Here is a 23,034-nt window from a genome sequence, read left to right as displayed (position 1 = left end):
CCCTGGTGACACCCGGCCCGCACCCCTGAGGACACCCGGCGCGTAAGCCTCAAATCGCCCTGCTCACCTTGTTCTTGGGCTCTTCTTGGCCTGCGTGGGGCGGTTCTTGGGCTGCGCCATTCCCTGGCATGAACGGTTCATCGCGAGAGTGGCGACCGTCGAGTGATCCACTCGCGACGAACCGCACAGGGGGTTCCATGAGATCGAACCGCGCCACCGTGCGCGCCGGGGTGAGCTTGGCGGCGGCACTGCCGATGCTCGCCGGTGTGCTGGCGCTCGGCATACCGGCGGCACACGCCGCCGACCACCCGGGCCGCGACCCGCTGGCCGGGACCCGGCCCGCATGGGCCACGGCCAAGGCGGACAAGGGCGCCACCTCCGACGCCACCCGCGTCTCGGCCCGGGTCTACCTCGCCGGCCGGGACGCCGCGGGCCTCGCCGCCTACGCCAAGGCCGTCTCCGACCCGGACTCGGCGTCGTACGGCAGGTACCTGACGGCCAGGCAGGCGCGAGCCCGTTTCGGTGCGACCGCGGCCCAGGTGGCGGCCGTGAAGTCCTGGCTGACGGCGGCCGGTCTGAAGGTCACCGGCGTCTCGGCGCACTACGTCTCCGTCAGCGGTGACGCGGCAGCCGTGGAGAAGGCGTTCGGCACCCGGCTGCACAACTTCGCCAAGGGCTCGAACACCTACCGCGCCCCGGCGAGCACCGCCTCCGTCCCGCAGAACCTGGCGGACGCCGTCCTGACCGTGACCGGGCTGGACAACGCGCCGCACATGGCCACGCACGACGATCGACTGCCGCCGCCGGACACCGTGTTCCGCAACGCCGGGCCGTTCTCCTCGTACTACGGCTCCGACACCGCGAGCACACTCCCGAGCGCCTACGGCCGGAAGATCCCGTACGCCGTGAAGGGCTACACGGGCAGGCAGCTGCGGGCCGCCTACGGCGCGGGCACGCGCACCGGCAAGGGTGTCCGGGTCGCCATCACGGACGCGTACGCCTCCCCGACGATCGCCTACGACGCGGGCACCTACGCCAAGCGGCAGGGCGACGCCGCGTGGAAGACGGGGCAGCTGCACCAGGTGCTGCCCGAGAAGTACACGAACACCGAGGACTGCCAGGCCTCCGGCTGGTACGGCGAGGAGACCCTGGACGTCGAGGCCGTGCACGCGGTCGCACCCGCGGCGGACGTCACGTACGTCGGGGCCGCCTCCTGCGCGGACGACGATCTGCTCGACGCGCTCGGCAAGGTCGTCGACCAGCACCTGGCCGACATCGTCTCCGACTCGTGGGGCGAGGTCGAGGCCGCGCAGACCCCCGACCTCGCGGCCGCCTACGACCAGGTCTTCCAGCTGGGCGCGGTCGAGGGCATCGGCTTCTACTTCTCCTCCGGCGACGACGGTGACGAGGTCGCGAGCTCCGGGACGAAGCAGGTCGACTCCCCGGCCGACTCGGCATGGGTGACCGCGGTCGGCGGCACCTCGCTGGCCGTCGGCAAGAACGACACGTACCTGTGGGAGACCGGCTGGGGCACCGACAAGGCGAACCTGTCGGCCGACGGCAAGAGCTGGACCGACTTCCCCGGTGCCTTCACCTCCGGCGCGGGCGGCGGTACCAGCAGGACCGTCGCCGAGCCCTCCTACCAGCGGGGCGTCGTGCCGGACACGCTGGCGAAGGCCAACGGCGCGGACGGCAACCGGGTCGTCCCGGACATCGCGGCGATCGCCGACCCGAACACCGGTTTCCTGGTCGGCCAGACGCAGACCCAGCCGGACGGGAAGACGCAGGCGTACGGCGAGTACCGCATCGGCGGCACCTCGCTCGCGGCCCCGACGATCGCGGCCGTCCAGGCCCTGGCCCAGGAGGCCCGGGGCAGGGCGCTCGGCTTCGCCAACCCGGCGATCTACGCGAAGTACGGCTCGAAGGTCTACCACGACGTCACCGACGACCCGACGGGCTCCGGCCTCGCCGTGGCCCGGGTCGACTTCGTGAACGGCTACGACGCCACCGGCGGTCTGTCCACGTCCGTGCGCAGCCTCGGCAAGGACAGCTCGCTCGCGGCCGTGAAGGGCTATGACGACGTCACCGGCGTGGGATCGCCCGCGAACGGCTACGTCGAGTCGTACCGGCGCCGCTGACCTCCGCAAGGGGACAGGGGGTGGTGTGGGGTGACCCACACCACCCCATTGTGTCGCACTGACGATTACACTGGGGGGCGTGCCTCAACTACGTCTCGCCCTGAACCAGATCGACGCCGGCGTCGGCGACCTCGCCGGCAACACCGAGTCGATCGTCCGCTGGACCCGGCACTCCGCCGAACAGGGAGCGCATCTCGTGGCGTTCCCGGAGATGGTGCTGACCGGGTATCCCGTCGAGGACCTGGCGCTCAGGTCGTCCTTCGTGGAGGCCTCCCGCGCGGCGCTGCGCGCTCTCGCCGAGCGTCTGGCCGCGGAGGGCTTCGGAGAACTGCCGGTGATCGTCGGCTATCTCGACCGCAGCGCCACGGCCCAGCCGAAGTACGGCCAGCCGGCCGGTGCGCCGCAGAACGCCGGGGCGGTGCTGCACCGCGGCGAGGTGGTCCTGAACTTCGCCAAGCACCACCTGCCGAACTACGGCGTCTTCGACGAGTTCCGCTACTTCGTGCCCGGCGACAGCATGCCGGTGCTGCGGGTGCACGGCGTGGACGTCGCCCTGGCCATCTGCGAGGACCTCTGGCAGGACGGGGGCCGCGTCCCCGCCGCCCGTTCGGCGCAGGCGGGCCTGCTGGTCTCGATCAACGCCTCACCCTACGAGCGCAACAAGGACGACACGCGCCTGGAGCTGGTCCGCAAGCGGGCCCAGGAGGCCGGCTGCACCACGGCGTACCTGGCCATGATCGGCGGCCAGGACGAGCTGGTGTTCGACGGAGACTCGATCGTGGTCGACAAGGACGGCGAGGTCGTGGCGCGGGCCCCGCAGTTCTCCGAGGGCTGCGTGGTCCTGGACCTGGACCTGCCGGCGGCGTCGCCGGACGCCCCCACCGGCGTGGTCGACGACGGGCTGCGCATCGACCGCGTGGTGCTGTCGGAGGAACCGCTGCCCGCGTACGAGCCCGAGCTCACGGGCGGCTACGCGGACCGGCTGGACGACGACGAGGAGGTCTACTCGGCGCTGGTCGTGGGCCTGCGGGCGTACGTCGCGAAGAACGGCTTCTCGTCGGTCCTGATCGGCCTGTCGGGCGGCATCGACTCCTCGCTGGTGGCGGCGATCGCGTGTGACGCGGTGGGCGCGCAGAACGTGTACGGCGTGTCGATGCCCTCGAAGTACTCCTCGGACCACTCCAAGGACGACGCGGCCGAACTGGCCCGCCGTACGGGTCTGAACTACCGGACCGTGGCGATCGAGCCGATGTTCGACGCGTACATGGGCGCGCTGGGCCTGACCGGCCTGGCGGAGGAGAACCTCCAGTCGCGTCTGCGCGGCACACTGCTCATGGCGATCTCCAACCAGGAGGGCCACATCGTCCTGGCCCCGGGCAACAAGTCGGAACTGGCGGTCGGCTACTCGACGCTGTACGGCGACTCGGTCGGGGCGTACGGGCCCATCAAGGACGTGTACAAGACGTCGGTCTTCCGCCTCTCCGAGTGGCGCAACCGGGCCGCCCGGGAACGGGGCCAGACCCCGCCGATCCCGGAGAACTCCATCACCAAGCCCCCGAGCGCGGAACTGCGCCCGGGCCAGGTCGACACGGACTCGCTGCCCGACTACCCCGTGCTGGACGCGATCCTGGAGCTGTACGTCGACCGGGACCGCGGCGCGGACGAGATCGTGGCGGCCGGGTTCGACGCGGAGCTGGTCGCCAGGACGCTGCGCATGGTCGACACGGCCGAGTACAAGCGGCGCCAGTACCCGCCGGGCACGAAGATCTCCCCGAAGGGCTTCGGCAAGGACCGGCGGCTGCCGATCACGAACGGGTGGCGCGAGTCGCTCTGACGGGCCAGGGTCGTCAGTGACGGCCACCGGCCCGGCATGCCCCTCCGGCGGTCCCCCGCGCCTCACGGTGCGGGGGACCGCCGCGCTCGCCGGGCCCCGGCCTCCACGACCGCTACCCGGGAGCCCGCCATGAGGATCCACCTGACCAGTGTCTTCGTCGACGACCAGGCCAAGGCCCTTCGCTTCTACACCGAGATCCTCGGCTTCGTGAAGAAGTACGACGTCCCGGTGGGCGAGACGGACCGCTGGCTGACCGTCGTCTCCCCCGAGAACCCGGGCGGTACGGAGCTGCTCCTGGAGCCCGCCGGTCACCCGGCCGTCAAGCCCTACCGCGACGCACTCGCCGCCGACGGCATCCCGGTGGCCCAGTTCGCCGTCGACGACGTCCGCGCGGAGTACCGGCGCCTGAGCGGCCTCGGCGTCCGCTTCACCCAGGAGCCCGTGGACATGGGCCCGGTGACCACGGCCGTCTTCGACGACACCTGCGGCAACCTGATCCAGCTGGCGACCCAGCCGAGGGAGTAGGCCGCGCGCTCGGCGGTTGCGCGGACTCGATCAATCCGCTGACGTACTGACGGGTGGTCAGATAGCGTCGGGCCCACCGTGGAGGGGGTTGATCATGAGTGAGCGCGTTGTTCCGGCGCGTGTTCTCGCCGCCGAACGCCTCGCCGTCGAGACGGGGTTCGAGAAGAGCTGCATCGCCGAGGTCGGCAGGCTGCTGAGGACGGCCGCCGCCGCCAAGCCCGGTGGGGTCGTCGCCGAGAGCGGCACCGGGTCGGGGGTGGGGACCGCCTGGCTGCACAGCGGCCTCGGGGACGGTGCGCGGCTGATCACGGTCGAGCGGGACGAGGAGCTGGCCCGTCGCGTGGCCGGGATCTTCGCCGACGACGGTCGCGTCAGCGTGCTGACCGGGGACTGGCGGCTGCTCGAACGGCACGCCCCCTTCGACGTGTTCTTCTGCGACGGCGGCGGCAAGCGGGACGATCCGCGCCGGGTCGTCGAACTGCTCGCCCCCGGCGGGATCCTCGTCCTGGACGACTTCACCCCCTCGGCCGAGTGGCCGCCCCGGTTCGAGGGCGAGGTGGACGAGCTGCGCCTGTTCTACCTGACCCATCCGGACCTGGACGCGTCCGAGGTCCTCACCGCGCCCACCAGTTCGGCGGTCGTCGCGGCGCGGCGCCAGGGGCCCCGGTGGACGAAAGAACGGCAGCCCGCGGGTCGGTGACCCACGGGCTGCCGCATGCCGGAACGCGTCAGTGGCGCACCGCTTCCGCCTCCTGCGGGACATGGCTCGCGACGATCCGCTCGTGCCCGCCCACGGGAGCCCGGCGCCGGTCCACCGCGTAGGCGAGCGACGCCACGGCCAGGCCGAGGACGGCCAGGGCCACACCGGCCAGGGCCGGGGAGGTGACGCCGAAGCCCGCGGCCAGGGCGAGGCCGCCGATCCAGGCGCCGCCCGCGTTGGCCAGGTTGAAGGCGGCCTGGTTGGCCGAGGAGGCCAGGGACGGGGCCGAGGACGCCTTCTCCATGACCATCAGCTGGAGCGGGGAGCCGGTGGCGAAGGCCGCCATGCCGAGCAGGATCACGGCCACCGCGGCCGTGACCTCCGTGCGCATCAGCAGCGGGAACAACGCCAGGACCGCCACCAGCGAGGTCAGGCCGCCGAACAGCGTGCCGCGCAGGGAGTGGTCGGCCAGGCGGCCGCCCAGCAGGTTCCCCGCGGTCGCGCCGACGCCGAACAGCGCCAGCAGCAGGGTGACGCTGGCGTCGGCGTAACCGGCGGCGTCCGTGAGCATCGGCGTGATGTAGCTGTAGGCCGCGAAGAGGGCACCGAAGCCCGCCACGGTCGTGCCGAGCGACAGCCAGACCGGCAGCGAGCGCAGGGCGGCGAGTTCGCCGCGCAGGCCCTTGGCGGTGGTGTGCTCGTGGTCGTGCGGGATGAGGAACGCGAGCGCGGCGATGGCCGCCAGGCCGATGGCGCTGACGCCGAGGAAGGTCGCCCTCCAGCCGAGGTGCTGGCCCATCAGGGTCGCGACCGGCACACCCGCCACGTTCGCGACCGTCAGGCCGAGGAACATCAGGGAGACCGAGCGCGCCTTGCGTTCGGGGGCGACCATGTTCGTCGCGACGACGGCGCCCACACCGAAGAAGGCGCCGTGCGGCAGGCCGCTCAGGAAGCGGGCGGCCAGCAGCCAGCCGTTGTCGGGCGCGAGGGCCGACAGGGCGTTGCCCACGACGAACAGTCCCATCAGGCCGATCAGGACCGTGCGCCGGGACATCTTGGCGGTGACCGCGGCCAGCAGCGGGGCGCCGATGACGACGCCCAGCGCGTACGCCGACACCAGATGGCCGGCACCGGGTATCGAGATGTTCAGGTCGTCCGCGACGTCGGGCAGCAGCCCCATCATCACGAACTCGGTCGTACCGATGCCGAAGGCGCCCACGGCAAGGGCGAGCAGGGCCAGGGGCATGAGTGAGCCTTTCGAGACTTGCTTGGAGATCCGTACGCGTATGTTCAAGTACGGAACAAAGTCTCTCAGGCGCACTATTCCACGCCCTGCCGCCTCCGGCGCGCCTTTCTGGCGGCAGGGCTGTGACCAGGGGGTTTCAGGAACCGCTTGTGGTGACACTCACACGGGCCGCGACCGGCAGATGGTCGCTTCCCGTCTGTGGGAGGGTCCACGAGCTCTCCGGCTTCAGGCCCCGCACCATGATCTGGTCGATGCGGGCCATCGGGAACGACGCGGGCCAGCTGAAGCCGAAGCCGCTGCCGGCCGCACCCTGCGTGGAACGCATCTGTGAGGTGACGGCGTTGAGCGCGCGGTCGTTCATCGTGCCGTTCAGGTCGCCCAGCAGGACGACGTTCTTGAGCGGTTCACGGGCGATGGCCTCGCCCAGGTAGTCGGCGCTGCGGTCGCGCTGCCGGGCCGTGAAGCCGGCCTCCATCTTCACGCGCACCGACGGCAGATGGGCGACGTAGACGGCGACCTGCCCGGACGGGGCGGTCACGGTGGCGCGCATCGCGCGGGTCCAGCCCATGTCGAGGTCGACGTCGCGCACCCCGGTCAGCGGGTACTTGCTCCAGACCCCGACCGTGCCCTGCACCGAGTGGTAGCGGTACGTCGACGCCAGCGCCCTCTCGTAGGTGGGCACGGCGGCCGGCGTCAGCTCCTCCAGCGCCAGCACGTCCGCCCCGGAGGCGGCCACGTCACGGGCGGTGCCGGACGGGTCCGGGTTCTCGGCGTTGACGTTGTGCGTGACCACCGTGAGGTCGCCGCCGGCCGCGGTCTTGTCGCTGAGCTGGCCGCCGAAGAGGTTCAGCCAGACCACGGACGGCAGCACCACCGCGATCAGCGCGGTCGCGGACCTGCGGACCAGGGCGAGGGCGAGCAGCACCGGGACGAGGAGGCCCAGCCAGGGCAGGAACGTCTCGGTGAGGCTGCCCAGGTTGCCGATGGTGTTCGGGATGTGCGAGTGCAGCACCATGACCAGGGCCAGCAGCACCGCGCACGTCGCGACGACCAGTCCGCGCCGCCAGATCCGTGGGTCGCCCCGCCAGGGGCCCGCCAGCCGGTCGAACAGGCGCCGAAGCCGGGTCCCCCGGTGCTCGGGCCCCGAGCCGCCGTTGTCCGTCTCCGTCATGTACGCCTGCTGCGCCATACCGTCGCCTCACTGCCTGCCGTGCACACCATCGCCCCCGTGTCCTTACGACCCTAGGGGATGATCCGTTCCGTTCCCGCCGTCCTTCGACGGCCGTACGGGGGCGATGACGTTCGAGTCCCCGCGACGAGTTCCGATCACCCGCGGCGAAAGCGCCCTCTGTGACGAAACGCGCACACTAGAGGCCGTGCGGTGCCGAACTGACAGAGGGTGAGCCGGTGGGCCGGAGCCCTTCGAGCAGGGTGTCGACGACCTGTTCGGCGAGGTCGTCGGGGAGGTCGGCGTCGGTGCGCAGCACGGCCCGCACCAGCATCGGGCCGACGAACAGGTCGTTGAGCAGTTCCAGGTCGAGGTCCGTGCGCAGTTCGCCGTTCTGCCGGCCGCGGCGGAGGACCTCCAGACCGAGCCGCCGTCGCGGCGCGACGACGGTGGCGTGGTACGCCGCCCAGAGTTTCGGACTGGTCTTCATCTGGGCCTGGACGCTGTGCAGGATCGCCGAGGAGCGGTTGGCCAGGCCGCGCCGGCGCACCTGTTCCAGCAGGACGACGAGGTCGTCGCGCATGGAGGTGCCGGGCAGCGGCGGGTCCTCGGGCTCGGCGGCGCGCACGACGTCGACGAAGAGTTCCTCCTTGCCGCTCCAGCGGCGGTAGATGGTGGCCTTGCCGACGCCCGCGGTGCGGGCGATGCGCTCGATGGACAGCTCCGCGAGGGGCACGCCCTCCTCCAGGAGCTTCATCACGCCCTCGATGATGGCGCGCTCGACGGCCTCGCTTCTGGGACGTCCCCTGGCGGGACCCTCGTGGGGCTGCCGTTCGGCGAGGCTCACGTCGCTGCTTCCTTTCCTGAACCGTGTCGGCCGTCCCAGACGGGCGGGAGGTCCATCGTCCCCCAGGCCTACGATCTGGTGTGCGACAACTCCTGGTCGTCCTGCGTCCCCTGGGCCGCCGGGGGCCTGCCCGGGAGGAACAGCGCCACGACGACAGCGCCGAGCACGGCGACACCCGCGCCCCACAGGGCCGTGATGTGCATGGCGTGCAGGAACGCGTCGTGCGCCGGGGCGACCAGGGACGCGCCCCGCGGGCCCAGCTTGTCCGCGATGCCGAGGGTGGCCTCGATGGACTCGCCCGCGGTGTGCCGCAGCCCCGGGGGGAGCGCGCCGAGCTTGTCGTCGATGCCCGTGCGGTACGCCGTGGACAGCACCGAGCCGAGGACGGCGATACCGAGGGCGCCGCCGAGCTGCCGGAAGGTGTTGCTGAGCGCGGAGGCGGAGCCGGCCTTCTCGCGGGGCAGGGCCTGCATGATGACGACGCTGACCGGCGTCATGATGTGGGCCATGCCGGTGCCCATCAGGAAGAAGATCACTTCCAGGATCCAGATGGGGGTGTCCGCGTCCAGGGCGGCGAAGGCGGCCAGCATGGCGGCGATGACGAGCAGACCGGCCGTGGTCGTGGCCTTGTTGCCGAAGCGGTCCACGACCAGCCGGGCACGCGGCGCGAAGATCATCTGGGCGGCGGCCAGCGGCAGCATCAGCAGACCGGTCTGCAGCGGCGAGTAGCCGCGCACGCTCTGGGTGTAGAAGACGGAGAAGAAGGTCACGCCCATCAGGGCGAAGAAGACCAGCGCGATGGCGGCGATGGCGGCCGAGAAGACCTTGTTCCTGAAGTACGTGACGTCTATCGACGGGTGGTCGCTGCGCTTCTCGAAGACGACGAACGCGACGAGCACGGCGAGACCGGCACCGACGGTGGACAGCACGGTGACGTCGGTGAAGTCGGCGAGCTGGCCGCCCTTGATGATGCCGTAGACGAGCAGGACCAGGCCGACGACCGACAGCACCACGCCGACGGGGTCGACCCGGCCGGGGTGCGGGTCGCGCGAGTCGGGCACCAGCCAGAGCATCAGCGCGAGCGCGAGCAGCACGATCGGCACATTGATGAGGAAGACCGAGCCCCACCAGAAGTGGTCGAGCAGTACACCGCCGGTGATCGGGCCGATGGCGATGGCGAGTCCGACGCCGCCCGCCCAGATGCCGATGGCCTTGGGCTGCTCCTCGCGTTCGAAGACGTTCATGAGGACGGCGAGGGTGGCGGGCATCACGAACGCCGCACCCAGGCCCATCACCGCCCGGAAGGTGATCAGCTCGCCCGGCGAGCCGGAGAACGCGGCGAACGCCGAGCCGAGGCCGAACACGGCGAGACCGCCGAGCAGGACCTTCTTGCGGCCCAGCCGGTCACCGAGGAGCCCGGCGGTGAAGAGCAGCCCCGCGAAGACGAGGGTGTAGGCGTTGATCGCCCATTCAAGTTCGCTCTGCGTGGCGCCCAGGCCGGTGGGGGCCGGGGTGGAGATCGTCTTGATGGCGACGTTCAGGATCGAGTTGTCGAGCACGACGATCAGCAGGCTCAGCATCAGCACGCCGAGGATCGCCCAGCGGCGCCGGTGCACCGCTTCCGGTACGCGCGGGCCGGTGGGGGCGGCCGGATCGGCAGGATTAGTCATGGGGGCGAGCCTAGAACCTTTTCGATACGAGACCGTCTCGTATCGGAATTCTCTTACCGAGATCTTACGCTGCTCACGCGTCGCGGGCTCCGGAGGACCGCGGCCCGGATCGCGGCCCCGCGCGCCCGGGGCGTGATCCGACCCCGTCCCGTCCGTGCCCGGGGCGGAACTCACAAGGGCTCCCCTAGCCCTCGGTGGCACGAGGTGCCACCATGGACGTGGTCCGGGGACGCCGTCAGGGCGCCTCGAGATGACGTGATAGGAGCCGTGCAATGACGCAGCTTCCGGCTGCCCAGACTGCTCAGAAGAAGTCCTCCGACAGCGGCAAGGCGCTGTACGGGGGCAAGGGCACGCGCCGCATCACCGTGCGCGACATCGCCGCCGCCAAGGAGCGCGGCGAGAAGTGGCCCATGCTCACCGCGTACGACGCGATGACCGCCTCCGTGTTCGACGAGGCCGGCATCCCGGTGATGCTCGTCGGCGACTCGGCGGGCAACTGCCACCTCGGGTACGAGACGACCGTGCCCGTCACCCTCGACGAGATGACGATGCTGTCGGCGGCGGTCGTACGGGGCACCTCCCGGGCCCTGATCGTCGGCGACCTGCCCTTCGGTTCCTACCAGGAAGGTCCGGTGCAGGCGCTGCGCTCGGCGACCCGGCTGGTGAAGGAGGCGGGCGTGCAGGCCGTGAAGCTGGAAGGGGGCGAGCGGTCCCACGAGCAGATCCGGCTGCTCGTCGAGTCCGGCATCCCGGTCATGGCCCACATCGGGCTGACCCCGCAGTCGGTCAACGCCATGGGCTACCGCGTGCAGGGGCGGGGCGAGGAGGCCGCACAGCAGCTGCTGCGGGACGCGAAGGCCGTGCAGGACGCGGGGGCGTTCGCGGTGGTGCTGGAGCTGGTTCCCGCGGAGCTGGCCGCCGAGGTGACACGGGTGCTGCACATCCCGACCGTCGGCATCGGGGCGGGCCCCGAGACCGACGCGCAGGTGCTGGTGTGGACCGACATGCTGGGCCTGACCGGCGGGCGGGTGCCGAAGTTCGTGCAGCAGTACGCCAACCTGCGTGAGGTCATGGGCGACGCGGTGAAGGCGTTCGCGGACGAGGTCGTCGGCGGAACGTTCCCGCAGGAGGAGAACTCCGTCCACTAGAGAGCCACAGCGGTACCACGACAGCCCGTCGGCCTTCCCCCAGCCGACGGGCTGTCCCCTTTGTACGCCTGAGCCGGCGCCGCTCTCGCGGACGTGGTTGCTCGTCGTCGTGGTTGCTCAATCGATGGTTGCGGTGTGTCGTCGAGGTGTCGGCGGGCTGTCGGTGATTTGTCGGTGGGCACTGGGACCGTCTGTCCCATGACGCGAATCGACACACGAACCGGCGGCGCCGCAGTCACCGTGCGGGGGCTGGTGAAGCACTACGGGGAGACCAAGGCCCTGGACGGGGTCGACCTTGACGTGCGGGAAGGCACCGTGATGGGGGTGCTCGGGCCGAACGGGGCCGGGAAGACCACCCTCGTGCGGATCCTGTCCACACTGCTCGCGCCCGACGCGGGGCAGGCCACGGTGGCCGGGTACGACGTCGTGCGGCAGCCGCGGCAGCTGCGGCGGGTGATAGGGCTCACCGGCCAGTACGCCTCCGTCGACGAGAAGCTGCCCGGCTGGGAGAACCTGTACATGATCGGCCGGCTGCTCGACCTGCCCCGCAAGGAGGCCCGCGCGCGGGCCGACGAACTGCTGGAGCGGTTCTCGCTGACCGAGGCCGCCAAACGGCCCGCCAGTACCTACTCCGGCGGCATGCGACGCCGCCTCGACCTGGCGGCCTCCATGATCGGGCGGCCCGACGTGCTGTTCCTCGACGAACCGACCACCGGGCTCGACCCGCGCACCCGCAACGAGGTGTGGGACGAGGTCAAGGCCATGGTCGGCGACGGTGTGACCGTCCTGCTGACCACGCAGTACATGGAGGAGGCCGAGCAGCTCGCCTCCGAGCTCACGGTCGTGGACAAGGGCAGGGTCGTCGCGGGCGGCGGCATCGAGGAGCTCAAGGCCAGGGTCGGCGGGCGGACCCTGCGGATCCGGCCGGCCGACGCCCTCCACCTGCGGCCGCTCGCCGCGCACCTCGACGATCTCGGCATCACCGGACTCGCGGCCACCACCGTGGACATCGACTCCGGCACCCTCCTCGTCCCGATCCTCAGCGACGAGCAACTGACCGCCGTCGTCGGCGCCGTCACCGCCCGCGGCATCACGCTCGCCGCCGTCACCACCGAACTGCCCAGCCTGGACGAGGTGTTCCTGTCCCTCACCGGCCACCGTGCCAGTGCCCCGCAGGACACCACGCCCACCGAGGACCGCGAGGAGGTCGCCGTATGAGCGCCACCACCACCCTTCCCAGCCCCGCGACCACCGACGACGCGCGCATCTCGCTGCGCGGGCACCTGCGGCACACCAGTGCCCTCGTCCGCCGCAACCTGCTGTGGATCCGCCAGGACCCGGAGTCGATGGCCGACGCGCTGCTGATGCCGGTCATCTTCACCCTGCTGTTCGTGTTCGTCTTCGGCGGCTCGATCGGGCAGGCCCTGGGCGGCGGGCAGGACCGGTACGTGCAGTACGTGATCCCCGGCATGATCGCGATGATGAGCATGACGCTGTCCCAGGGCGTCGGCACCGGCTTCAGCCAGGACTTCAACTCCGGTGTCATGGACCGCTTCCGGTCCCTGCCCATCGGGCGCGGCTCGGTGCTGTTCGCGAAGATCTCCGTGGAACTGCTGCGGATGCTGTTCGCGACCGCGGTCCTGATGATCGTCTCCGTGGCGGTCGGATTCGAGATCACCAACTGGCCCGGGCTGTTCGCTGCCGTCGCGCTGTCCACGGCGTTCGCCTCGTCGATCATGTGGGTGTTCCTCACCCTGGGCGTGATGATGAAGAGCGCCCAGTCCGTTCAGGCGATGGGCTTCCTGGTGCTGTTCCCGCTCCAGTTCGGCTCGTCGATCTTCGCTCCGACGACGTCGATGCCGGGCTGGCTGCAGACGTTCACCGACTACAACCCGCTGTCCACGCTCGCGGACGCCGCGCGCGGACTGATGGTGGGCGGGCCGGTCGCCCACGACCTGTGGGTGACGCTCGGCTGGTCGGTGGCCATCACGGCGGTGATGGCGCCCGTCGCGATCCACAAGTTCCGGACCAAGAGCTGACCGGACGCGCCCGGTGCGCGTCACAGCAGGGCGGCGGCCTCCTCGGGGGAGAGGCCGCCGCCCTGCGCGTACGCGGTCTCGTACGCCGGGTCGCCGAGGACGGCACGCGCCCTTCGTTCCGCCCGCTCGCGGGCCTCGCGCTCCTGGAGCGGGGCGACGTGGCCGGGAGGCAGCAGGGCGTCGGCGGCGCCGAGGCAGCGGGCCGCGTCCGCGGCGCGGCGCCCGCCCTCGACGGCGGCCAGTGCTCCGGCCCCGACGGTCAGGTACACGGCGCGCATATAGGGTGCGATGGCCGCGGACATCGGGTCGGCGGCACGCTCCAGCGCCCGGCGAACCCGGTCCAGGCACGCGTCGTAGCGTTCCTCGGCGGCGTCCAGCCAGGCCTCCGCACCGAGGATGAACGCGTCGAAGACGACGAAGTTGGCGATACGGAAGTCCTGGCGCAGCCGCCTCAGTTGCTCGCGGGCCTCGGCGAAGCGGCCTGTTGTGCCGAGCCGGCCCGCGAGGAACAGCCGGGCGGCGGGCATGGCCTCGCTGTGTGAGTCCTCCCGCTGGGCGATCACCTCGCGCAGCAGCCGCTCGCCGCGTTCGCCCTCACCCGCCTCCAGCAGCGCGCTGCCCAGCCTCGCGCTGAGCACCGCCACCTGGGCGCGGGCGCCCAGCTGCTCCGCGTGCGCGATGGCCGCCTCGTAGTCGGCGGCGGCCATCGCGTAGTGGCCCTTGCGTTCGCGGGCCTCGGCGCGGGCGGAGAGCGCCTCGGCGGTGCCCCAGGCGTCTCCGAGGCGCCGGTGGATCTCCAGCGCCTCGTCGGCGTCCCGGGCGGCGTCGCCCGCCCAGTCGGATCGGTTGGCGAGGAAGTTGGCCCGCATCTGGAGGCCGGAGGCCAGCTCCCAGTCGAAGCCCGGGGCCTGCCGGCAGGTCCGGATGGAGGCATCCATGATGACGCGCAGCCGGTCCATGTCTCCGGTCAGCATCACGGCGAAGAACCAGAGCAGGCCGGGCATGCGGCAGTTCTGCGGCAGGCCGGGCTCGTACGTGGCGGCGATCGTCCGTAGCTTCTGCTGGGACCGGTCGTTCTGCCAGGCGTCCAGCTCGGTGTCCATGCAGGCCAGATGGGCCAGGTGGACGCCGCGCCGGGCCTCCGCGAGGACCTCGCCGGTCATCGGGGGCGGGGCGTCGGTGCAGCGCTGCCACACCGCGGCGGCGGGGCGGACGGGCTCGGTGAAGGGGTCGGGGCCGAGCGCCATGACCTCGCGGCACCAGTTGCGGGCCTCGATGCGCAGGTCGCGCATCTGCCAGTACCAGACGAGGGACAGCGCCAGGCACAGCGCCTCCTGCTCGTCGCGCAGGACGACGGCGTGGCGCAGCGCGGTGCGCAGGTTCTCGTACTCGCGCTCCAGCCGGCGGATGGCGGTGAGCTGGTCCCGGCCGCGCAGCAAGGGGTCTGTGGTGCGGGCGAGTTCGCGGTAGTACGTCAGATGGGCGCGCTCGGTGTCGGCGCGCTGCCCGGACTCGTCCAGCCGTTCGGCGGCGTACTCGGCGACGGTCTCCAGGAGCCGGTAGCGCATCTCCCCGTCGGCGGACTCGCGGGGCGGGGCGGCCACGACCAGGGAGCGGTCGACGAGGGAGCCGAGCGCCTGAAGCGCGGCCGGTCCGCACACGGCCTCGGCGGCGGGCAGGTCGCAGCCGCCGGCGAACACCGACAGCCGCCGCAGGACGTCCCGTTCGTCCTCGTCGAGCAGCTCCCAGGACCAGTCGACGACGGCTCTGAGGGTCTGCTGGCGGGGCAGGACGGTACGGCTGCCTGAGGTGAGGAGGCGGAAGCGGTCGTCGAGCCGGTCGGCGATCTGGCGGGGGGTCAGCATCCGCAGCCGAGCGGCGGCGAGTTCGATGGCCAGCGGCAGGCCGTCGAGACGCCGGCAGATCTCGGCGCACGCCCCCGGGTCCTCCTCGGTCCGGAAGCCGGGCCGGGCCGCCGCGCCCCGGTCGGCGAGCAGCCGCAGCGCGACCGGCTCGGGCAGCGGATCCACCGGGCGCAGCAACTCCCCGGGAACGCCGAGGGGTTCACGGCTGGTGGCCAGGACGGTGAGGTCGGGGCAGCGCGCCAGCAGTTCCTCGGCGAGGCGGGCGGCGGCGTCGGCGACGTGCTCGCAGTTGTCGAGGATCAGCAGCATGCGGGGCCGGGAGCAGTGTTCGGTGAGCCGCTCGACGGGGTCGTCCAGCCGGTCGGCGACGGCGGCGCGGATGCCCTCGGCACCGGCTCCGTACAGCACGGTCTCGCGGGCGCCGAGGGCGGTGAGTACGGCCTCGGGAACCGCGTCGGGGTCGTCGACCGGGGCGAGTTCGGCCAGCCACACGCCGCCGGGCATGGTCTCGCGCACGGACTCGGCGGCCTCCTGCGACAGGCGGGTCTTCCCGGCTCCGCCGGGCCCCAGCAGGGTGACCAGCCGGGCCGCCGCGAGATCCCCGCGGATGGTCTCGATGTCGGTCTCCCGACCGATGAACGAGGTGAGGCGGGCCCGGAGGTTCCCGGTGGGGCCGCCGCGCCCCGGGGCGGCGGGCCCAGGCGCCGGAGTGTCGCCGAGACGGAGCAAATCCGCGTACAGGGAACGCAGTTCCGGCCCCGGGTCGGCGCCGAGACGGTCGGCGAGGAGGCGCCGCACGTCCTCGTAGGCGTCCAGCGCCTCCGCCGTACGGCCGGCGTCCCGCAGGGCGCGCAGCCGCAGGGTCTGGAGGGGCTCGTCCAGGGGGTGGAGGTCGCACAGGGCGGTCAGTTCCGGCAGCGACTGCTCGGCCTGGCCGAGGGCGAGGGCGGCGGTGTGACGGGCGCGCAGCACGTCCAGGCGGCGGGTGTCTCTGCGGGCCGCCTCGGCGGTGCGGTCGGGCAGGTCGGCGAGGGCCGGGCCGTGCCAGAGGGCGAGGGCGCCGTCGAGGACCTCGGCCGCCTTGGCGGGGTCGCCGTCGGCCAGCGTCCGCAGTCCCTCGGCGGCCAGCCGCTCGAACCGGTGCAGGTCCACGTCGTCGGGCGCGGCGGTGAGCCGGTATCCGCCCTCGACGGAGGCGACCGCGTCGGCGCCGAGCGCCCTGCGCAGCCGCCCGACGAGCGCTTGCAGCGCTCCCGGTGCGTCGGCGGGCGGCTGCCCGCCCCACACCTCGTCGACGAGCAGCGCCGCGGGCACGGTCCGTCCGGCCCGCAGCGCGAGCACGGTCAGCAGCGCACGCAACCGCGCCCCGCCGACCGGAGCGGCCGTCCCGTCACTGCGGAGCGCTTGCGTGGTGCCGAGGATGCGGTAGCGCACGGGGTCCATTGTCTCCGGTGACATGAGGCCGGTCACGACGACCCGACGGTGCGGCGACGGCTGGTGGGGGCGTGCGGCGGACGGCCGTTGGCCGGAGTGCAGGGGTGGGCGGGTCCGGCCGGCGGGGGCGCCGGGAGCGACGGGAGACGACGGAACGGCGTGTTCACCCATGCCGGCGCCGGGGCCGGTCGCGGTGCTTCGGCGGGGTCGCCGCCGTGCTCAGTTTCTCCAGCAGGAGCGCCAGCTCCGCGGCGGGCAGGCCCTCCGTCTCCGTGCCGGGCGAGGCTCCCCGGTGCGGGATGCCCCGCGCCTCGCGCAGGGCGTGGGAGAGCCAGGAGTCCGTGCCCGGCACCTCCAGGGTCACCACCACGCCCGACTCCCTCCACTGCCGCCCCTGTTCCTTTGGTCCCTCGGTGAACCGCTTGGGGCACCGCTCCACCGGGCGCAGCCGCCGCTCCCCCGCCACCGGCTGCCACGTGCGCGAGCCGGGCACGGTCTCCGCGTAGGCCTGCCTGAGCACCTGCACGGCCCGCACCCACCCGCCGGTCTCCTGCCACCGTGCGCCGTGCCGCTCGACGGACAGCAGCCCGACCGACCGGATCCGGTCACCCGGCTGCGGTCGCCGGTCCTCCTCGTCGTCGGGGTCCCCGCCCAGGGCGACCGTGAGGCCGGTCTCCTCCCGCACGACCCGGACGCCGCCGATGTCCTCCACCGGCCCGCACACCTTGCTGAGCTGGTCGTGCCAGCCGCCGCCGAACACCTGGTCGGCGTCCTCCAGGAGCAGGGGCCAGCTCACCTCGTCCCCCACCGAGAACGGCGTGCCGCAGCACTCCATCTGCCAGTCTTCGTAGATCACGTGCCACAGCCCCATTCCCCCACCCTCCCCGGAACCGACCGCCCCGCGCGAGACGTTTTTCACCTGCGCCCGGTACCGTCGGGCCGTCCCACCCCGTGTCGACGAGTACAGGGAGCCCCATGACCACCGCCACCACCCGCCACAGCGAGCGGCGGATCAGTCCCGTGTTCGTCGGGATCCTCGCCGTGACGGCGGTCACGGGCTGGGCGACCTGGACCGGGTTCGCCGAGCAGCCCGGCGTCGCCGTGTTCCTGTTCGTGACGGCGGCGTGGATCGTCTCCCTGTGCCTGCACGAGTACGCGCACGCGCGCACCGCCCTGCACAGCGGCGACATCTCGGTCGGCGCGAAGGGCTATCTGACCCTGAATCCGCTGAAGTACACGCACGCGCTGCTCAGCATCGTGCTCCCGGTGATCTTCGTGATCATGGGTGGCATCGGCCTGCCCGGCGGGGCCGTGTTCATCGAGCGGGGACGGATCCGGGGCCGCTGGAAGCACAGTCTGATCTCGGCGGCGGGCCCGCTGACGAACGTGCTGTTCGCCGTGGTCTGCACCGCCCCGTTCTGGCTGGGCGCGCTGGACGGCGTGCCGAACGACTTCCGGTTCGCCCTCGCCTTCCTCGCGCTGCTCCAGGTGACGGCCGCGCTGCTGAACTTCCTGCCGGTGCCGGGCCTGGACGGCTACGGCGTGATCGAGCCGTGGCTGTCGTACGACATCCGGCGCCAGGTGGAGCCGTTCGCGCCGTTCGGCCTGCTGTTCGTGTTCGCGCTGCTGTGGCTGCCGGCGGTCAACGGCGTCTTCTTCGACGTGATCGACACGATCCTGAAGTCTCTCGGGATCAGTGACTTCGAGACGTACTGCGGTCAGGAGCTGTATCGCTTCTGGCAGGGTTCGAACGAGTTCTGCCAGGCGGCACCGTGACGGAAGCGGTCAGGGCGTGGCCGACCTCTGCGCCTTGGCGCGCTTGAGGTAGTACCAGGCCATGTTCGACGACAACCCGGCGAGCAGCACCCAGACGACCCCGAGGAAGCTTCCGCGCACGAAGGAGACCACGGCAGCGGCCACGGAGAGGACGCAGACGATCAGGGCGTAGACGGCGAGGCGGGGCATGGGGGTCGGCTCCTGTCCGGGGGACACTGCTGGCACTGCTGGTGCCGTCCAGTGTCCCCCATCTGTCTCAGCGGCTCACACGTCGGTGACGCGGAGTCCCGCGTGCGCCTTGTACCGGCGGTTCACGGAGATCAGGTTGGCCACCAGCGACTCCACCTGGTGGGCGTTGCGCAGTCGTCCGGCGAAGACGCCGCGCATGCCGGGGATGCGGCCGGCCAGGGCCTGGACGATCTCCACGTCCGCCCGGGCCTCGCCGAGCACCATCACGTCGGTGTCGATCGCGTCGATCTCCGGGTCCTGGAGCAGGACGGCCGACAGATGGTGGAAGGCGGCCGTGACCCGGGAGTCCGGCAGCAGGGCGGCGGCCTGCTCGGCGGCGCTGCCCTCCTCCGGCTTGAGGGCGTAGGCGCCCTTCTTGTCGAAGCCGAGCGGGTTGACGCAGTCGACGACGAGCTTGCCCGTCAGTTCCTCGCGCAGGGACTCGAGGGTCTTGCCGTGGCCGTCCCACGGCACGGCGACGATCACGATGTCGCTGCGGCGCGCGGTCTCGGCGTTGTCGGCGCCCTCGACTCCGTGGCCGAGTTCCTCCGCGGCGGCCTGCGCGCGCTCGGCCGCCCGCGAGCCGATGATCACCTTCTGGCCGGCCTTGGCGAGCCGGTAGGCCAGGCCCTTGCCCTGCGGCCCGGTTCCGCCGAGCACCCCGACCACGAGTCCGGAGACGTCGGGCAGGTCCCAGGGGTCCTTGGCGGGCGCCTTCTGGGTGTTGTCGGTGGCAGCACTGTCGGTAGAGGTCATGGCCCCGACTCTACGGCCGCGCCGTCGTGCCGGGACCGGCCGGTCGTTCGACGGCGGCACAGGTGACCGGTCGGCCTCCCCGGGCCGGGCGAACGCGCGGCGAACCCCGCGTCACCGGGGAGCGCTCGGGGCAGGATGCGATCCCATGGATGCGGTACGGGTCGCGCTGCTGCGGGAAGTGCTCGCCGGGACGGAGTGGCTGGGCGCCACGCGGCGGTTCGCCGGGGCGCTGCGCGGCTCGGCTGTGTCGCACGGCGGCGGACTGCTGCTCGTCGGCACGCGGGAGTACGAGCCGTGGCACCTGGCCGCGCACCTGGTGGACGAGGCCGCGTGGTCGGGCACGCCGGAGCTGGCCCCGACGCTGGTACGGCACGATGCGCGCCCTTCCGATCCGGCGCATCTGGCGGTCGGCCTGGGCCGGCTGGAGGCGGCACGGCGGGGCGAGACGCTGCTGGTGGTCGCCCCCGAGGGGCCGGCGCCGCCACTCCTGGAACGGGTGTCCGACGCCCGGCGGGCGGGAGCGACGGTCCTGGCCCTCGGACCGGGCGAGGGTGAGCTCCCGTCCATGGCGCACGAGACCCTGGCCGTCCCCGACGGCTCGGAACTGGACCTCGACACGGTGCAGCACCTGGTCAGCGCGGCGGCCGGGGAGAACTTCCTGCCGGCCCCGCGCGGGCGGCGCCGGCTGCGGGACCGGGTGGCGCGGCTGGCGGAGCATCTGACGGCACCGCCACCGGCCCGCTGGTGACACCGGGGCGTGCGGTCGGGAACGCCGGCTCCCGGACGGCACGGATGCCCCGGGCCGCGCGGTCGCGGCCCGGGGCATCCGTGGCGATCAGTTCTCCTCGTCCCGGCTGCCCGCCGGAGCGTCGTGCCACTTGGGGTCGTTCTCCCACTGGAGGTTGCGCTCGCGGGCGGTAGCCATCGCGTGTTCGGCCTCCGTGCGGGAGGCGTACGGCCCGAACCGGTCCTTGTTGGGGCACTCCGGCCCCTCTTCGACCTTCTTGTGCTCCAGGCAGTAGTACCACTCACCCGGTTTGCCGACCGTGCGCTTCTTGAACAGGGCCATGACCAGCTCCTCTCGCCATCGTCATGTTCCCCCATGCCCGCTGGTTAGACTCGCTGGCATGTCTGGCCAGTCGCTGCTCGTACCGGGGGAGCTGTCCCCCATCCGTTCCGTGCCCGGAAACATCCGCCGCCCCGAGTACGTCGGCAAGCCCGCGCCGACGCCGTACACCGGACCGGAGGTGCAGACGCCCGAGACGGTCGAGGCGATGCGGCTCGCCGGCCGGATCGCGGCCCGGGCGATGGCGGAGGCGGCGAAGCTGATCGCACCCGGGGTGACCACGGACGAGCTGGACAAGGTGGCGCACGAGTACATGTGCGACCACGGCGCCTACCCCTCGACGCTGGGCTACCGCGGCTTCCCGAAGTCGCTGTGCACGAGCGTCAACGAGGTCATCTGCCACGGCATCCCGGACTCGACGGTCCTGCGCGACGGCGACATCGTCAACCTCGACGTGACGGCGTACATCGGTGGGGTGCACGGCGACAACAACGCCACCTACCTGGTGGGTGACGTCGACGAGGAGTCGCGGCTGCTGGTCGAGCGGACCCGGGAGTCGCTGGAACGGGCGATCAAGGCGGTCAAGCCGGGCCGGCAGATCAACATCATCGGGCGGGTCATCGAGTCGTACGCCAAGCGCTTCGGCTACGGGGTCGTCCGGGACTTCACCGGGCACGGCATCAACTCGTCCTTCCACTCGGGCCTGATCATCCCGCACTACGACAGCCCGCACGCGACGACGGTCATCCAGCCCGGCATGACCTTCACCATCGAGCCGATGCTGACGCTCGGCACGCACGAGTACGACATGTGGGACGACGGCTGGACGGTCGTCACGAAGGACCGGAAGCGGACGGCCCAGTTCGAGCACACGCTGGTGGTCACGGACTCGGGCGCGGAGATCCTCACTCTCCCGTAGCCGCACCCCGGGCACACTCCCGCACGGCCCGCTCTCCTTCGAGGGCGGGCCGCCCTAGTTTCGGCACGGGGGTTTTTACCGACATCCCGTCGGGAAAAGTGGGCCCATGGAATCCTTCTCGACGCTTCTTCGGACGGCTTCCCGCGAGCAGCACGAGGAGGTCAGGGGCTCGTCCTTCATCGGCGACCTGCTGGGGCGCAAGCTGGGGGTGGAGGCGTTCGCGCGCTACACGGAGCAGCTGTGGTTCGTGTACGGGGCGCTGGAGTCCGGCGCCCGGCACCTGGCCGCGGACCCGGTGGCCGGCCCCTTCGTCCGCCCGGAGCTGTTCCGCATGGCGGCGCTGGAGCGGGACCTGGAGCATCTGCGCGGCCCCGGCTGGCGGACGACGGTCAGTGCGCTGCCGGCCACCCTGGAGTACGCGGAGCGGATCAGTGCGTGCGCCCGCACCTGGCCTGCCGGGTACGTCGCCCACCACTACACCCGCTACATGGGCGACCTCTCCGGCGGGCAGATCATCCGGGACACGGCCGAGAAGACGTGGGGCTTCCCGAAGAAGGGCGACGGTGTCCGCTTCTACGTCTTCGAGGACATCCCCAACCCTGCCGCCTTCAAGCGGACCTACTGCGAGCTGCTGGACGCGCTGCCCGGTGACGAGCTGGAGCGGCAGCGGACCGTGGCCGAGTGCAAGCGGGCCTACGGGCTGAACAACGGGATGTTCGAGGCGCTGGGTGGGGAGTTCCCCCTGACGGCGTGAACGGACGGGGCTCCCTCGCCCGCGACCAGGGGCCCCGGGCGCTCCGCCGACTCCACCCACTCCGCCGACGACGACGGCCCGCCGTGCCGCGACGCCCCACCCGATGGGCGTGCGCCGCCCGGCTCAGCGTTCCAGACGCACCCGGCCGCCGACCTCGGTCCATCCGCCCGGCTGGGGGGCGGTGAGGATCTGGGACCCCGCCCCCTGCGTGATGTTGAGGGCCCGGCCCAGCCGGTCGGTGAGCAGCAGTGCGGCGGCCCCGGTCGCCTCGTCCTCGTCGACGCCGTCGCCCCGGCCGGGGAAGGCCCGGGCCCGGATCCGCCCAGCGGGCTCGTCCTCCCACGCCCAGGCGTACACCCACTCCCCCGGCGGCGGCACCACCAGGTCGTCGACCTCGGCGGCGCTGCCGTACTGCCGCAGCGTCCGCGGCGGCACCCACTCCGCCCGGGCCTCGATCCAGCAGAACTCCCCGTCCTGCCGGGCCCCGATCACGCCGGCGGGCGCGACCAGCTCGGGCACGTCGAGCAGCCAGGCCGCCCCGACACAGGGGTGCCCGGCGAAGGGCAGCCTCAGGGTGGGCGTGTAGATGTCGATCACCCCGCGCTCGGGGTCGTCGACGAACACCGTCTCGCTGAACCCGACCTTCGCGGCGAACGCCTGCCGTTCGTCCCGCTCGGGCATCACGGACCCTTCGCGCACGACCCCGAGCTCGTTGCCGTACCCGCCGTTCGGCCCGCAGAAGACGCGCAGCACGTCGTAGTCAGTCACGGGGGAAATTCAAACATCGCTGGGGAGGCGCGCGCACACGCCACCCCTTGACCCCTCCTTGACCAATTCATGGCATTGCTTTTGCCCTACTTAGGTCATCCTTATGGGCGTTAGGTGAGCCTCACCTACCCTGTATTAGGGTGCACCACGAAC

The 23,034-nt window shown here is 72.0% G+C and carries 21 protein-coding genes; 11 read left to right on the top strand and 10 right to left on the bottom strand.

Annotated features, from left to right (window positions below):
- Positions 1 to 197 precede the first annotated feature (197 nt).
- From ACIQU3_RS28075 to ACIQU3_RS28060, 4 genes are all read left to right on the top strand, one after another.
- Entirely contained in the window at positions 198 to 2,138 is a 1,941-nt protein-coding gene (locus ACIQU3_RS28075; RefSeq protein WP_403732158.1) for a protease pro-enzyme activation domain-containing protein, read from the top strand.
- A 79-nt stretch (positions 2,139 to 2,217) separates the two neighbouring features.
- Positions 2,218 to 3,972 (top strand): NAD+ synthase, encoded by a 1,755-nt coding sequence (locus tag ACIQU3_RS28070; RefSeq protein WP_403732153.1) that lies wholly within the window; start codon positions 2,218 to 2,220, stop codon positions 3,970 to 3,972.
- A 129-nt stretch (positions 3,973 to 4,101) separates the two neighbouring features.
- The gene (locus ACIQU3_RS28065; protein ID WP_403732150.1) at positions 4,102 to 4,497 is read left to right on the top strand and encodes a VOC family protein; all 396 of its coding nucleotides are present in this window, start codon (positions 4,102 to 4,104) and stop codon (positions 4,495 to 4,497) included.
- A gap of 94 nt (positions 4,498 to 4,591) precedes the next feature.
- On the top strand, positions 4,592 to 5,197 hold the full coding sequence (locus tag ACIQU3_RS28060) for an O-methyltransferase (RefSeq protein WP_403928277.1): 606 nt from the start codon (positions 4,592 to 4,594) through the stop codon (positions 5,195 to 5,197).
- 28 nt (positions 5,198 to 5,225) lie between these two features.
- Here ACIQU3_RS28060 and ACIQU3_RS28055 read toward each other — a convergent pair whose 3' ends face one another.
- The 4 genes from ACIQU3_RS28055 to ACIQU3_RS28040 form a co-directional block, all read right to left on the bottom strand.
- Positions 5,226 to 6,443: an MFS transporter gene (locus tag ACIQU3_RS28055; protein WP_403732144.1), complete on the bottom strand. Its 1,218-nt coding sequence runs from the start codon at positions 6,441 to 6,443 to the stop codon at positions 5,226 to 5,228.
- A 136-nt stretch (positions 6,444 to 6,579) separates the two neighbouring features.
- On the bottom strand, positions 6,580 to 7,632 hold the full coding sequence (locus ACIQU3_RS28050; RefSeq protein ID WP_403928275.1) for an endonuclease/exonuclease/phosphatase family protein: 1,053 nt from the start codon (positions 7,630 to 7,632) through the stop codon (positions 6,580 to 6,582).
- A gap of 178 nt (positions 7,633 to 7,810) precedes the next feature.
- A complete protein-coding gene (locus tag ACIQU3_RS28045) occupies positions 7,811 to 8,458 on the bottom strand; it encodes a TetR/AcrR family transcriptional regulator (protein ID WP_403732137.1) in 648 nt (215 codons plus the stop codon).
- Between the two features lie 68 nt (positions 8,459 to 8,526).
- Positions 8,527 to 10,128: an MFS transporter gene (locus ACIQU3_RS28040; protein WP_403928273.1), complete on the bottom strand. Its 1,602-nt coding sequence runs from the start codon at positions 10,126 to 10,128 to the stop codon at positions 8,527 to 8,529.
- A gap of 272 nt (positions 10,129 to 10,400) precedes the next feature.
- Between ACIQU3_RS28040 and panB the strand changes: the two genes are divergently transcribed.
- The 3 genes from panB to ACIQU3_RS28025 all read left to right on the top strand — a co-directional run bounded on the left by panB (position 10,401) and on the right by ACIQU3_RS28025 (position 13,315).
- Positions 10,401 to 11,276, top strand: coding sequence for a 3-methyl-2-oxobutanoate hydroxymethyltransferase (gene panB, locus ACIQU3_RS28035; RefSeq protein ID WP_403928270.1), 876 nt, complete (start codon positions 10,401 to 10,403; stop codon positions 11,274 to 11,276).
- 198 nt (positions 11,277 to 11,474) lie between these two features.
- Positions 11,475 to 12,494 carry an ATP-binding cassette domain-containing protein gene (locus ACIQU3_RS28030; protein ID WP_403732131.1) on the top strand — a complete coding sequence of 340 codons (1,020 nt, stop codon included), beginning with the start codon at positions 11,475 to 11,477 and terminating at the stop codon, positions 12,492 to 12,494.
- The gene (locus ACIQU3_RS28025; RefSeq protein WP_403732129.1) at positions 12,491 to 13,315 is read left to right on the top strand and encodes an ABC transporter permease; all 825 of its coding nucleotides are present in this window, start codon (positions 12,491 to 12,493) and stop codon (positions 13,313 to 13,315) included. Before ACIQU3_RS28030 ends, ACIQU3_RS28025 begins: the two co-directional genes overlap by 4 nt.
- Positions 13,316 to 13,335: 20 nt before the next feature.
- Here the strand turns inward: ACIQU3_RS28025 and ACIQU3_RS28020 are convergent, their stop codons facing one another.
- Both ACIQU3_RS28020 and ACIQU3_RS28015 read right to left on the bottom strand, forming a co-directional pair.
- Positions 13,336 to 16,623, bottom strand: coding sequence for a BTAD domain-containing putative transcriptional regulator (locus ACIQU3_RS28020; protein WP_403928340.1), 3,288 nt, complete (start codon positions 16,621 to 16,623; stop codon positions 13,336 to 13,338).
- 154 nt (positions 16,624 to 16,777) lie between these two features.
- Positions 16,778 to 17,485, bottom strand: coding sequence for a DUF6578 domain-containing protein (locus ACIQU3_RS28015; protein ID WP_403732126.1), 708 nt, complete (start codon positions 17,483 to 17,485; stop codon positions 16,778 to 16,780).
- Between the two features lie 104 nt (positions 17,486 to 17,589).
- On the opposite strand from ACIQU3_RS28015, the gene ACIQU3_RS28010 reads away from it, so the two are divergent.
- Positions 17,590 to 18,390: a site-2 protease family protein gene (locus ACIQU3_RS28010; RefSeq protein ID WP_403732123.1), complete on the top strand. Its 801-nt coding sequence runs from the start codon at positions 17,590 to 17,592 to the stop codon at positions 18,388 to 18,390.
- 9 nt (positions 18,391 to 18,399) lie between these two features.
- Here ACIQU3_RS28010 and ACIQU3_RS28005 read toward each other — a convergent pair whose 3' ends face one another.
- Both ACIQU3_RS28005 and npdG read right to left on the bottom strand, forming a co-directional pair.
- Positions 18,400 to 18,579, bottom strand: a complete 180-nt coding sequence (locus ACIQU3_RS28005) for a hypothetical protein (protein ID WP_366713349.1) — start codon at positions 18,577 to 18,579, stop codon at positions 18,400 to 18,402.
- A 75-nt stretch (positions 18,580 to 18,654) separates the two neighbouring features.
- Positions 18,655 to 19,374, bottom strand: coding sequence for an NADPH-dependent F420 reductase (gene npdG, locus ACIQU3_RS28000; RefSeq protein WP_403928268.1), 720 nt, complete (start codon positions 19,372 to 19,374; stop codon positions 18,655 to 18,657).
- A gap of 145 nt (positions 19,375 to 19,519) precedes the next feature.
- Between npdG and ACIQU3_RS27995 the strand changes: the two genes are divergently transcribed.
- Positions 19,520 to 20,122 carry a hypothetical protein gene (locus ACIQU3_RS27995; protein ID WP_403732115.1) on the top strand — a complete coding sequence of 201 codons (603 nt, stop codon included), beginning with the start codon at positions 19,520 to 19,522 and terminating at the stop codon, positions 20,120 to 20,122.
- A gap of 87 nt (positions 20,123 to 20,209) precedes the next feature.
- Here ACIQU3_RS27995 and ACIQU3_RS27990 read toward each other — a convergent pair whose 3' ends face one another.
- Entirely contained in the window at positions 20,210 to 20,443 is a 234-nt protein-coding gene (locus ACIQU3_RS27990; protein WP_234848603.1) for a hypothetical protein, read from the bottom strand.
- Positions 20,444 to 20,501: 58 nt separating this feature from the next.
- Between ACIQU3_RS27990 and map the strand changes: the two genes are divergently transcribed.
- Positions 20,502 to 21,359: a type I methionyl aminopeptidase gene (map, locus tag ACIQU3_RS27985; RefSeq protein ID WP_403732112.1), complete on the top strand. Its 858-nt coding sequence runs from the start codon at positions 20,502 to 20,504 to the stop codon at positions 21,357 to 21,359.
- Between the two features lie 106 nt (positions 21,360 to 21,465).
- Positions 21,466 to 22,113: a heme oxygenase (biliverdin-producing) gene (locus ACIQU3_RS27980; RefSeq protein ID WP_403732108.1), complete on the top strand. Its 648-nt coding sequence runs from the start codon at positions 21,466 to 21,468 to the stop codon at positions 22,111 to 22,113.
- 123 nt (positions 22,114 to 22,236) lie between these two features.
- On the opposite strand, the gene ACIQU3_RS27975 is transcribed toward ACIQU3_RS27980, so the two are convergent.
- The gene (locus tag ACIQU3_RS27975) at positions 22,237 to 22,881 is read right to left on the bottom strand and encodes a PhzF family phenazine biosynthesis protein (protein ID WP_403732105.1); all 645 of its coding nucleotides are present in this window, start codon (positions 22,879 to 22,881) and stop codon (positions 22,237 to 22,239) included.
- Positions 22,882 to 23,034: the final 153 nt, after the last annotated feature.

Origin of the sequence: Streptomyces sp. NPDC101110, assembly GCF_044759525.1 — a bacterium.
GTDB lineage: Bacteria > Actinomycetota > Actinomycetes > Streptomycetales > Streptomycetaceae > Streptomyces.
This window is presented reverse-complemented; position numbering and strand designations above follow the sequence as displayed.